This is a genomic window from Noviherbaspirillum agri, from assembly GCF_054780595.1.
This window is the reverse complement of record NZ_BAAGWA010000002.1, coordinates 507,613-519,852: the sequence shown is the minus strand read 5'-3', so window position 1 is coordinate 519,852 and position 12,240 is coordinate 507,613. Positions and strand designations below refer to the sequence as shown.

The 12,240-nt window shown below is 62.6% G+C and carries 9 protein-coding genes; 5 read left to right on the top strand and 4 right to left on the bottom strand.

Features of this window, described 5'->3' with window-relative positions; translation table 11 throughout:
* Positions 1 to 190: 190 nt before the first annotated feature.
* From ACYVIA_RS05095 to coxB, 3 genes are read right to left on the bottom strand one after another with little or no spacing between them, the layout of a single operon-like run.
* Positions 191 to 550 (bottom strand): hypothetical protein, encoded by a 360-nt coding sequence (locus ACYVIA_RS05095; protein WP_460838515.1) that lies wholly within the window; start codon positions 548 to 550, stop codon positions 191 to 193.
* Positions 551 to 3,076 carry a cytochrome c oxidase subunit I gene (gene ctaD / locus ACYVIA_RS05090; RefSeq protein WP_460838513.1) on the bottom strand — a complete coding sequence of 842 codons (2,526 nt, stop codon included), beginning with the start codon at positions 3,074 to 3,076 and terminating at the stop codon, positions 551 to 553.
* A complete protein-coding gene (coxB, locus tag ACYVIA_RS05085) occupies positions 3,076 to 4,122 on the bottom strand; it encodes a cytochrome c oxidase subunit II (RefSeq protein WP_460838511.1) in 1,047 nt (348 codons plus the stop codon). Before coxB ends, ctaD begins: the two co-directional genes overlap by 1 nt.
* A 190-nt stretch (positions 4,123 to 4,312) precedes the next feature.
* On the opposite strand from coxB, the gene ACYVIA_RS05080 reads away from it, so the two are divergent.
* Entirely contained in the window at positions 4,313 to 4,723 is a 411-nt protein-coding gene (locus tag ACYVIA_RS05080) for a CopD family protein (RefSeq protein WP_460838508.1), read from the top strand.
* A 43-nt stretch (positions 4,724 to 4,766) separates the two neighbouring features.
* Here ACYVIA_RS05080 and ACYVIA_RS05075 read toward each other — a convergent pair whose 3' ends face one another.
* Positions 4,767 to 5,243, bottom strand: a complete 477-nt coding sequence (locus ACYVIA_RS05075; protein ID WP_460838506.1) for a DUF2231 domain-containing protein — start codon at positions 5,241 to 5,243, stop codon at positions 4,767 to 4,769.
* A 145-nt stretch (positions 5,244 to 5,388) separates the two neighbouring features.
* Here ACYVIA_RS05075 and ACYVIA_RS05070 point away from each other — a divergent pair, with 145 nt between their 5' ends.
* The 4 genes from ACYVIA_RS05070 to ACYVIA_RS05055 all read left to right on the top strand — a co-directional run bounded on the left by ACYVIA_RS05070 (position 5,389) and on the right by ACYVIA_RS05055 (position 12,188).
* Positions 5,389 to 7,929, top strand: a complete 2,541-nt coding sequence (locus ACYVIA_RS05070; RefSeq protein ID WP_460838505.1) for an NAD-dependent epimerase/dehydratase family protein — start codon at positions 5,389 to 5,391, stop codon at positions 7,927 to 7,929.
* Positions 7,930 to 7,941: 12 nt separating this feature from the next.
* Positions 7,942 to 9,753, top strand: a complete 1,812-nt coding sequence (locus ACYVIA_RS05065) for a glycoside hydrolase family 15 protein (protein WP_460838504.1) — start codon at positions 7,942 to 7,944, stop codon at positions 9,751 to 9,753.
* A gap of 178 nt (positions 9,754 to 9,931) precedes the next feature.
* The gene (locus ACYVIA_RS05060; RefSeq protein WP_460838502.1) at positions 9,932 to 11,005 is read left to right on the top strand and encodes a phospholipase A; all 1,074 of its coding nucleotides are present in this window, start codon (positions 9,932 to 9,934) and stop codon (positions 11,003 to 11,005) included.
* A 130-nt stretch (positions 11,006 to 11,135) separates the two neighbouring features.
* Positions 11,136 to 12,188 carry a saccharopine dehydrogenase family protein gene (locus ACYVIA_RS05055; protein WP_460838499.1) on the top strand — a complete coding sequence of 351 codons (1,053 nt, stop codon included), beginning with the start codon at positions 11,136 to 11,138 and terminating at the stop codon, positions 12,186 to 12,188.
* The last annotated feature ends 52 nt before the right edge of the window (positions 12,189 to 12,240 follow it).

Here is a 12,240-nt window from a genome sequence, read left to right as displayed (position 1 = left end):
TGTCAGCACACGCGTATGCACGGTACGTAACAGCGCTTGGAAGAAATTACAGAGGCGGCGTAAGAATTGCATGCAGCTTTTCCGGCGCGCATGGGCAGCCAAGCGCATGACTTCATCCTCGTTCAAGTGTTGAGCAGGGAGAACGAAATGGGTTCACCGATCCGAACGTCTCAAACATCTTCACGCGGAATCAGGCGATACATACCGGAAGCAAGGTCGCGGGAAAGGCGACCCAGATCAGCGCGACTGCCGACAGGGCACACAACAGCACGGTATTGAACGAGAAGAAGACAGCAATGTCAGCGCCGGGCGCATGTGCCTGTTGTGCTTGTTGCGCCTGTCGCCATTTTCGAAAGTTCTGTAGTACCGCATAGCCGAGCAGCGCCAGTGCCGCCAGCGTGATGATGCCGATACCGGGATGAATGACATCGGTGTGCCCGGAGGCGCAGGCAAGTGACACGATCATGTAGCAACCAAGAAAATGTGCCGCCCAGATCGTCGGACCGATCACCAGGGTGGTCAGGCGGTTGCGCGTAATGAAGCCAGGCATTCAGGCACCTGTCAGGAAAGGGAAGGCGTGGATCACGGCATAGCCGGCCAGCCACTGCAGCATCGTGTAATACCAGAACAATGCCGTGACCTGCCGTTCACCATGACATTGCGCTTGCGTGTGGCCGGCGCGCGGAGACAGCATCACAAAGCCGGCCATGCCTATCGCAATCGCCACATGCACGGCCTGGAAACCGACGACGGTATGGATCAATGCGTCGTAGGCGTGCGCCTTGGCTTGCACGCCGCTTTGCAGCAAGGCCATCAGCTCGACGGCGAGGAAGACCAGCGCCAGCACGATCGCGACGCCATAGCTGATGTAAAAGCGGCGCCCGCCGTCGGCCTTCGTGCCGAGGAAAATGGCCGCGCTGCTCGCAGCCAGTGCAGCCAGCGCGACGGTTGGCAACACGAGGCCGACACCGCGAACTCCGGCGGGCGGCCATGCGGGAGACACTGTCCAAAGGAAAAAGTACGCGAACAGCAGCGAAAAGAACAAGGCGCCGTCGGCCATCAGCGCGATCAGCGTGCCCCACCAGCCGGGCGGGCGCAAGCTCGCATAGTGATAAGGCAGATGCAGGCCCGGGGCGGCCTCGACCGTATCGTGCGGAGCCTGCTGGCGTCCCTGCTGCGCCCAGAAGAACAGGCTGGCCACCGAGAGTGCGGCACCGATCGCAGCAAGCCAATAAGCCTTTGCCAGGAACCCGACAAAAAACACGGCCGTCAACAGCGCCGCCACCAGCGGTGTCGCGGTGTTGGCCGGCAGGACCGCAACATACTCCGGCTCCGCATCCACAATGCCGGTGACCATCGTCTCGCGGCGGTCGACATCCGCCCGGCCCAGGTAGAACTCGCCTGCTTCCATGCGTTCGGGGAGCGTGGGGTCTTGCCACAGCGGGTCGCGGTCGGCAATCGCCGGCTGCATGACGAAGTTGTATGGCGGGACCGGCGACCGGATCGCCCACTCCAGCGTACTGGCCTTCCACATGTTCGCCGGCGCCTGGCGGCCATGCAGGAAGTGCAGCACGAAATCGATGAGAAACATGCCGACACCGGCGGCCGACAGGAAGCCGCCCACCGTCGATACCAGGTTCAGCATTTCCCAGCCGAGCCCCGGCAGGTAGGTGTATACGCGGCGCGGCATGCCGAGCAGGCCGGTCACGTGCATCGGCAGGAAGGTCAGGTTAAAGCCGAGAAAGATCATCCAGAACACCAGGCGGCTCAGGTGTTCCGACGGTGCGCGCCCGGAGAACAGCGGCAGCCAGTAATACAGCGCCGAAAACAGCGGGAACACCATCCCGCCGAACAAGACGTAATGCAGGTGCGCCACGACGAAATGCGTGTCATGCACCTGCCAGTCAAACGGCACCATCGCGACCATCACGCCGGTCAGGCCGCCCAGCACGAAGATGAACAGGAATCCGAGGATGAACAGCAGCGGCGTCTTCATCACCGGCTTGCCGCTCCAGAGCGTCGCGATCCATGCGAATACCTGTATGCCGGTGGGAATCGACACCGCCATGCTGGCAGCGGAGAAGAAGGCGATTGACAGCAGCGGGATGCCGACCGTGAACATGTGGTGCACCCACAGGCCGAAGCTGAGGAAGCCGGTGGCGATCACCGCCAGCACCACCCAGTGATAGCCGGCAATCGGCCGCTGCACGAAGGTCGGCAGGATCGTCGTCACCAACCCGGCTGCCGGCAGGAAAATAATGTAGACCTCCGGATGGCCGAAGATCCAGAACAGGTGCTGCCACAGCAGCGGGTCGCCGCCGCGTGCCACGTCGTAGAACGGCAGGCCGAACGCACGCTCCAGTTCCAGCAGGATGCTGCCGAGGATCAACGGCGGGAATCCGAACACGATCATGAATGCAGTGACCAGGATGTACCACGCATACGGCGGCATCCTGTGCAGCGCCATGCCCGGGGTGCGGGTCTTCAGGATGGCGACGATCAGTTCGACGCCGGCGGCGACCGCCGAAATTTCCGCAAAGGTCACCCCCAGCAGCCAGAAGTCGGCCTGCGATCCCGGCGTGAACTCGCGGCTGTTGAGTGGCACGTACATGAACCAGCCACCGTCCGGTACCGCGCCGATGAGGAAGCTGGAGTACAGCAGGATGCCGCCGAACAAGTAGCACCAGTAACCGAAGGCGGACAGGCGCGGGTAGATCAGGTCGCGGGCGCCGATCATTTTCGGAATCAGGTAGGCGGCGAAGCCTTCCATGATCGGCACGGCGAAAAAGAACATCATTGTCGTGCCGTGCATGGTGAATGCCTGCGCATACGCCTGATGGTCGAGCAGGTCGTTGCCGGGAAAGGCAAGCTGGCTGCGGATCAGCATGGCCAGCACGCCGCCAATCAGGAAGAAGATGAAGCCGGTCACGATGAAGCGCAGGCCGATGGTCGTGTGATTGACAGCCTGCAACGTGCCGATGCCGGGCAGATTCGCCCAGATGACTTGCAGTCGCCGCAGGCGCACTGCGGTGGCCGAAGGCGGTGAAGTGGAGGGGGAAGGAGGTAAGGTGGCCACTAGCGCAGGCTTTCGAGATAGGTTGCGATGGCTTGCACGGTGGCGGGCTCCAGGTGCGCATACGACGGCATGCTGCTGCCGGGTTTGATCGCCTGGCTACGCGTGATGAAGTCGATCAGGTTGGCGCGGTTGTTTTCGAGCGAGCCAGCGGCAAGGAATTGCCGGCTGCCTAGATGCGTGAGATCCGGGCCGCGCGATTGCGCCTGGCCGACGCCGCGCACCGTGTGGCAGGCAATGCAGTGGGTGACGAAGGCCTGTCTGCCGACCCGCAACGCCGGATCGTCCCCGGCCGGGGCGCGCTCTCGGGCAAGCCAGGCGGCATGCACGTCGGGCGCCTGGGCAATGACGTAAAACGCCATGCGTGCATGTTGCGGCCCGCAGTATTCCGCGCACTGGCCGCGATAGATGCCAGGTGCATCGGCATGCAGCACGACATGGTTGCTGCGCCCCGGGATCAGATCCATCTTCCCGGTCAGGTTCGGTACCCAGAAACTGTGGATCACATCCCTGGTCTGCAGTCGCACCGTGACAGGGATGCCGGCCGGAATTCGGATTTCATTGGCGCTGGACACCGTGCCGCCTTCCTTGGAAAGGTAGTGCACGTCCCACCACCAGCGGTTGCCGACGACGTCGATCTGCACCGGCGTCGCAAAGAGCCGGGTACGGAGATCGCCCATTGTCACCATGCCATAGGTCAGCAGGGCGCTCAGCGTGACGATCGGCAGCACCAGTCCGCCAGCCACGATCAGCAGCGTCGCGGAAAGCGGACGTCGCTTGTCCGGCCTACGGAACACCGCATACAGCGCAAGCGCCATCACCAGCAGCAATACCACCGCGGCGCCCCAGAACATGACCCAGCCGATGTCGGCGATCGCTCGTGCCTGCGGACCTTGCGGGTCGAGCGCAGACTGCACCCCCGCACAGCCGCCGAGCAGTGGCAGCAGCGACAGCAGAAGCAGCTGCAGTAGCAACTGCAGTAGCAACTGCAGCGGGCCGGCGGTCAGAGGATTGGTTTGTATCTTGCTTGGCGTTGGCAAAGGCCGCATGTCGTGCGCTTGGTTGTTGTTTACGTGCAAGGCAAACGGGACGCGCCCCGGCGAGCGGCATCCTTCACTGGAGTCGCTTCAAGCAACGCGCATGCCGGTTGCTGCAATGCCGACCTTGGCGGAAGCCGGACAGAAAGATTTCGCTATCGATGCTGTGTCCAAATAAAACGTCGTCATCACGCATACCGCCATGTCGCTAATGCTGTCGTTGCACATCGTCTTCCTGCTGGTCTGGTCGGCCGCGCTGCTGTATTTCCCACAGCTATTCGTGCGTCAGGCCAGCGATGACGATGACGCCCAGCACCGTGCCTACCACATGCAGCGCACGCTATACGCCTATGTGATGACGCCGAGCGCGCTGCTCGCGGTGGCAGCCGGCAGCTGGCTGATCTTCGAACGCGGCTTCAGCGGCGGCTGGCTGCACGTCAAGCTGACGCTGGTGCTGCTGATGGTGTTCTTTCACGCTTTCTGCGGCGCATTGATGGATGACTTCCGGCATGAACGCGTGCGCCGCCGTCTATGGTTCTATCGCGTACTGCCGGTGGTGCCGGGCGCGCTGATTACGGGCGTGATCACGCTGGTCGTGGCCAAGCCGTTCTGACACGATGCAGTGAGGGCGAGCTTGGCGCTCGTGTCCGGCAGGTTCAGATATCTTCACCCGTGCCGATGTTGTGCTCGAAGACGAGCTTGCCGCCCAGCCAGCCCGCGAAGCTGAGCGCAACTGCACTGACGCCGGACAGGAACAAGCCCCAAGGCAGCACGCCGAGCATCGGGTCGGGTATCCGCTGCCACCAGTTGGCGGCGGTGATTGCCAGCATCGTGACCGCCGCCAGGAAGTGGCTCCAGCTGGTGACGTGATGGCGGATTTCCCGCACCAGCAGAAAGTCCAGCATGCCGGCCAGCGCCGCAACGGAACCGACCAGCAGTCCGATGCCGATCACCCACACTGATACGCGCGCCCAGAACGGGTCGCCGGTCCACCAGAAAGCGACATCGCTCAGGAACGCGCCTAACAGATAGGCGATCGGAAAGTTGACCAGCATCGGATGGATCGGATGCCCGGCAATCGCCACGAAGCTGCGCGTGCTCTTCGGCGGATGGGTCAGCAGCGGATTTTTCACGGGCGTTCCTGTTGTTGTCTCAAAAATAGACTGTGCATGTGCCGGCATGTTCCTCAGCCACGCGTCACATGGGCGCGGGCAGCAGGGGAACATGGTGGCACGCATCCTGCGTCACCCCACAAACTCGCATCGGAAGGAGAGAGGTATGGCATTGCAGAAACCCGTCGTATTGATTACCGGATCGGAAGGACGGCTCGGAAAGGCGATCACCGCCGAACTGCGCGACGCCTATACGGTGGTCGGTTTCGAGCGCAAATGTGCTGGCGAAGACTGCATTTCCACCGACATCACGTCCGACGACGCGCTGGCAAAGGCCTGCAATGCATTGCGCGAGCGCTACGGCAACCGCCTTGCATCGGTCATCCATCTCGCCGCCTTCTATGATTTTTCCGGCGAGCCGAATCCACAGTATGAAGAGGTGAACGTGAAGGGTACGCGTCGCTTGCTGCGCGCGTTGCAGTCCTTCGAGGTGGAGCAGTTTGTGTATGCCAGCACCATGCTGGTCCATGCACCGACCGAGCCGGGACGGCCGATCAACGAGGACTGGCCACTGCAGCCATCCTGGCCTTATCCGCAGTCCAAGCTGGCCTCGGAGCAAGTGGTGCAGCAGGAGCACGGGCGCATCCCGGCACTGATCATGCGCATTGCCGGTGTCTATACCGATGCCTGCGAAGTGCCGTCGCTGGCGTACCAGATCCAGCGCATCTACGAGCGGCAGATGCTGAGCCATGTCTTTCCCGGCGATGCCTCGCACGGACAGTCCTTCGTGCACCAGGATGACCTGGCGCGGGCGATGCGCGCTGCGGTCGACCGGCGTGCGTCGCTGCCGCAGGAAGCCGCAGTGCTGATCGGGGAACCGGTCACCGAAAGCTATGAAGCGCTGCAGAACCTGATCGGCCGGCTGGTGCACGGCGAGCCGTGGGATACGCGCCAGATCTCCAAAACCGTCGCCGCCACCGGCGCGTGGCTGCAGGACAAGATGGAGGACGTGGTTCCCGATGCGATCGACCGCGGCATCGAACCGTTCATCAAGCCCTTCATGGTGCGCCTCGCGGACGACCATTACGAGCTGGATATCTCCCGTGCCGAACGGCTGCTCGGCTGGCATCCGCAGCATGCGCTGCGCCGCAGCCTGCCTGCCATCGTCGGCGAACTGCGGCAGAATCCGGCGCAATGGTACAAGCGCAACAAGATCCCGCTGCCGCTGTGGCTGGAGGAAACGCCGGACGAGGGCTCGCCCAGCCCGAGCGCAATTGCCGAGTACCATGCGCTCGACCGTTTCGAGCACCAGCAGACGCTGTGGTGCCACTTCGTCAATGTCGCGCTCGGCCTTTGGTTGATCTCCAGCCCCTTTATATTCGGGCTGGCGCAGAACTGGCTGGTGCCCGGCGAGCTTGTCACACCAAACGGACGTGGCCTGGTGTATTCCGATACCTGGATGACCTTGAGCGAGATTGTCTCCGGTGCACTGCTTGTGCTGTTTGGTTTGATGTCGCTGTCGCGCGATGCCGGCTGGGCGCGCTGGGCAACCGCGTCGATCGGCTTGTGGCTGCTGTTTGCGCCGCTGCTGTTCTGGACGCCGAGCGCTGCTGCCTACGCCAACGACACGCTGGTGGGTGCGCTGGCGATTGCGTTTGCGGTGGCGATACCATCCGCGCCCGGGATCAACCCGGTGGCGCGTGTGACCGGGCCGGATGCGCCACCCGGCTGGGATTACACGCCATCGGGCTGGACCAACCGCCTGCCCATCATCATCCTCGCCTTCGTCGGGCTGTTCATCTCCCGCTATCTCGCCGCTTTCCAGCTTGGACATATCGACGCGGCGTGGGACCCGTTCTTCGGCGACGGCACCGAACGCATCATCACGTCATCGGTTTCCGAAGCCTGGCCGGTGGCGGATGCCGGACTGGGCGCCACCGTGTATGTGCTTGAAATCATTACCGGCATCATCGGCGACAAGCGCCGCTGGCGCACGATGCCGTGGCTGGTCCTGCTGTTCGGCATCCTGATCGTGCCGCTCGGCGCTGTCAGCGTGTTCTTCATCATCATCCAGCCGATCGTGATCGGTACCTGGTGCACGTTGTGCCTGGTGGGCGCGCTGGCGATGCTGCTGCAGATTCCATACTCGTTCGACGAAATCCTGGCCACGCTGCAGTTCCTGAAGAACCGTCGCCAGCAGGGCCGGCCCTGGTGGTATCTGCTGTTGCGCGGCGATACGATGACGGGCGGCAGCGCCGACTATTCGGACAATTTCGAGGCGTCGCCCAGTGCGGTGATCCGGGAAATGCTGGGCAACGGCGTCGGCGTGCCGTGGACGCTGGCGGCCAGTACCGTGATCGGCATCCTGCTCATGTGCACCCGCCTGCTGTTCGACACGTCGGGACTGGCGGCTGACAGTGACCACATCGTCGGCTCGCTGGTGATCACCTTCTCGATCATGGCCTGGGGTGAGGTGGCGCGTCCATTGCGTTTCGTGAACGCCGGTTTCGGCGCCTGGCTGATCGCCGCACCGTGGGTGATCGGCGGCTATGCCGGCATAGCCGCCGCAATGTCGGTGCTGTTCGGTATTGCACTGATCTGGCTGTCGCTGCCTGCCGGCACCTTCACGGCACACTACGGTGCCTGGGACCGGATCGCACGGTACCGGCTGCATTTCGAAGGGCGGCACCGCCATGCACATGCCTGAACGCGGAGGACCATGCCGGTGATGCGATACCCGCCCATCCACGATTACGCACTAATCAGTGATTGTCACTGCAATGCGCTGATATCGCGCTATGGCTCGGTGGACTGGTGCTGCATGCCGCGCGTGGACGACGACAGCTGTTTCGGCCGCCTGCTGGACTGGGACAAGGGCGGATATTGCGCCATTGCACCGGCCGATACTGCCTTCACTTCTACCCGGCGCTATGTGGACGGCACGATGATCCTGGAGACGCTGTTCCGCACGCCGCAGGGCGAGGTCCGTCTGACTGACTTTTTTGCGCTGCAGGGCGATGCCGAACATCCACGCTATGACCTGGTGCGGCTGCTGGATGGTGTCAGCGGCGAAGTCGACATGCGGATGGAAGTCCTGCCACGCTTCGATTACGGCGAGATCATTCCGCACGTGCGCCGACACGAGAGCGGCGTGTACACCGCCACCGGCAGCAACCAGGGCCTGATCATCCACGCCGATGCCCCGCTCGAAGTGGCAGGCCATAGTGGATTGCTTGGCATCGTCCGCATGCAGGCCGGACAGCGCGTACGCTTGGCGATTCAGTTCGAATTCCCGGAGCTGCTCGAGCAAGCGATTGCGCAGGGATCGGCGCGCGCCGACGGCCTGGATCCTTCCCTCGAAAGTACCCGCCAATGGTGGACGCAATGGTCGGCGCGCATGCATCGGTCGCGACAGATCGACGAACAGACGGCACGCTCGGTGATTACGTTGAAAGCGCTGACCTTCGAGCAGACCGGCGCGATCGTTGCGGCATCCACCACGTCGCTGCCCGAATGGATCGGCGGCGAGCGTAACTGGGATTATCGCTTCAGCTGGGTGCGGGATTCGGTTTTCACCATCCGTGCATTGCACGAACTGGGATATCTGACCGAGGCCGACCGCTTCCATCAGTTCATCCAGCGCAGCGCCGCGGGCAGTGCCACCCAGCTGCAGATCATGTACGGTGTCGATGGCAAACGGCGCCTGCCGGAAATCGAGCTTGACTGGCTGGAAGGCTATCGGCAATCGCGTCCAGTACGCATCGGCAATCACGCAGCCAAGCAGACCCAGCTCGACATCTATGGCGAATTGCTGGAGATGGCATGGGAGTGGCATGCCAGTGGCCATCCTACCGACCCTGACTACTGGACCTTCCTGGCGGACGTGGTCGAAACCGTCTGCCGCCGGTGGCACGAACCCGACCACGGTATTTGGGAGATTCGCGGCGAGCCGCGCCATTACGTTCATTCCAAGGCAATGTGCTGGGCCGCGTTGAACCGCGGCATCCAGCTGGCGCAGGCCAATGGTTTCGAGGCGCCCCTGGAGCGCTGGTCTGCCGTCCGGGACCAGATCAGGGCTGCCATCGAGCGAGAAGGCTTTGACGCCGGACGCGGCGTGTTCGTAAAGGCGTTCGGCAGCAGCGAGCAGGATGCCGCACTGCTCATCCTGCCGCGTGTCGACTTCGTGCAGTACGACGATGCACGCATGGTTGCCACGGTCGATGCGATCTGCCAGGAGCTTGATGAGGGCGGCCTGCTGCTGCGTTACCGCGGGGGCGACGGCCTGCCGGGGCCGGAAGGCATCTTCCTGCCATGCACCTTCTGGCTTGTTGCATGCCTGGCGCGCCAAGGGAAGCGCGAACCGGCATGGAAGTACTATCGCCGCGCGTTGTCGTGTGCCAACGACCTCGGGCTGTTTTCGGAGGAATTCGATGTCGAACACGGGCAGATGCTCGGCAACTTTCCTCAGGGGCTGACCCATGTGTCGCAGGTAATGGCCAGGCTGGCACTGGATCTGCTCGAATCGCCGTAGCAACGGCGCGCCGCATTCTCCTTGCTTGTTCTATCATTCTGCTTCCCAGCCATTGGCGATCAAGAATAGCCGTCAAGGCCGCCCTTGCTCGTCATGCTTTTTCGCTGAAAAACATGCGAGGTGGCGAAGGGCTGCAGCTGTCCCTGAACTGCGCGTGCGAAGCGAAAGGAACAAGAAAATGATGCGAGTCGCCATGTATGCAAATCTGGCAGGCGCCCTGTTGCTGGCAGCACAGCCTGGCGTGGCAACGGCTGCACCGGCTTCACTGGCCGATTGTGCCGGGATCGCCGAAGACAGCAAGCGCCTCGCATGTTATGACGAGCTCGCAGCCATGCAGCAAGCCGGAAGCGCAAGCGCGCCGGCCGGGCAGCCAGCAGCTGTGTTGCCGTCTGCTGCAGCTGCAGAGGCGTCGCCTGCGGCGGTCGAAGAGGAAGATGAAGAGAAAGAGGAATCTCCGCCCGGTTCCGTTTTGGCGAAACACTGGGAACTCGGCCCCGAGTACAAGCGCGGCACGTTCAAGTTCCAGTCGCACCAGCCCAACTACCTGCTCGCTACCTACAGCAGCTCGCCCAACAGCGCGCCATACCAGCCGCTGCGGCGCTTTGTGCTGAGTGATGCCGACCTGTCGCATGGCGAGCTCGTGTTCCAGCTCGGCTTCAAGATGAAGTTTTTGCAGAACATCGGCGGCACGCCGGTCGACCTGTGGGGCGGCTATACACAGCAAAGCTTCTGGCAGGCGGGCAACCGCGAAGCGTCGAGTCCGTTCCGGGAAACGAATTACCAGCCGGAGCTGATGGCGGTGGTGCCGCTGAACTTCAGCCTGCTAGGCTTGCGCGCCCGCTTCTTCAATCTCGGCATCGCCCACCAGTCCAACGGCCAGGCGTCCACCCTGTCGCGCAGCTGGGACCGGGTCTATGCCCAGGTCGGACTGGAGCGTGGCGGCTTCACGTTGGTCGGCCGGGTATGGAAACGCCGCCCGGAAGACATCGAGGAGGACGACAATCCGGATATCCTCGATTACATGGGGCACGGCGACCTGACCGCAACCTACCGCTGGCGCGGGCATGAGTTCTCGCTGCTTTCACGATACAACTTCAGCACCGACAAGGGTGCGGCGCAGCTGGGCTGGGCCATACCGCTCACAAAGCATGTGAAGGGCTATGTGCAGCTGTTTTCCGGGTATGGCCACAGCCTGATCGACTACAACCATGCGCAGAATACGCTTGGGCTGGGTGTGCTCGTCAGTTACTAGAAAGGCGCGCCGGCAACTGCCAGATCATTGCGCAGGATTCATGAGCCGGCATGGTGCGCATGCACAATAGCCGGAAACCGGCGCAGCGCGCGCCGCAAGGAACAAGAACAACGGCGAGAAGGAGGAGAGGATGACTGCCTGGATGATTTACGGCGCCAATGGCTATACCGGCGAGCTGATCGCACGCGAGGCAAAGCGGCGCGGCATGCAGCCGGTACTTGCCGGGCGTAATCGGGAACGCATCGAAAAACTGGCGCACGAATTGCAATTGCCGTTTCGCGTCTTCGGTCTGGAGAGCACTGCACAAGCAGCGCAACAACTCAGCGGCATGCATCTTGTGCTGCATTGCGCCGGCCCGTTTTCCGCCACCAGTGCGCCGATGATCGAGGCATGCCTGGCTGCGAAAGCGCATTACCTCGACATCACTGGCGAGATCAGCGTTTTCGAGCATGCGCATTCGCTGCATGCGCGCGCAGCGCAGGACGGCGTCGTGCTCTGCCCCGGTGTCGGCTTCGATGTGATTCCGACCGACTGCGTGGCCAGCGCCTTGAAAGCGGCATTGCCGGATGCGACGCAGCTGGCACTCGGTTTTGATTCGCGCTCCGGTTTTTCGCCGGGCACGGCAAAGACGTCGGTGGAGGGCCTTGCGCAGGGAGGCAAGGTGCGGCGTGGAGGAAAAATCATTTCCGTCCCGCTGGCTTACCAGACGCGACGCATTGATTTTGGCGACGGCGAAAAGCTGGCGATGACAATCCCCTGGGGCGACGTCGCCACCGCCTATTACTCCACCGGCATTCCCGACATCGACGTCTACATTCCCGCATCGCCAGGCATGGTGAAGAATGCGCGGCGCGCAAACTACCTGCGTTGGCTGGTGCAGTTTGACGCTGTGCAGAATTTGCTGAAGCGGCGCATCGAGAAATCGGTGAAAGGTCCAGACGAAGAAGCGCGCAATCGTTTGCCCACTTACGTGTGGGGCGAAGCCGTCAACGCCAAGGGGCAGAAAAAGACCGCGCGCATCCGCACGGCAAATGGCTACAGCCTGACGGTGGCCGGCTCGCTGACGGTGGTAGCGCATCTGCTTGCCAACCGTCCGGCGGGCGGCATGTATACGCCATCAAGGCTGGTCGGCGCCGACCTGATCACGCACCTGCCGGGTTCCGGCCCGCTCGTGATCGAATAGCCTTGTCAGCACATCCCGCAGCAAGACGGGAAAAACCCAATAACACACACAA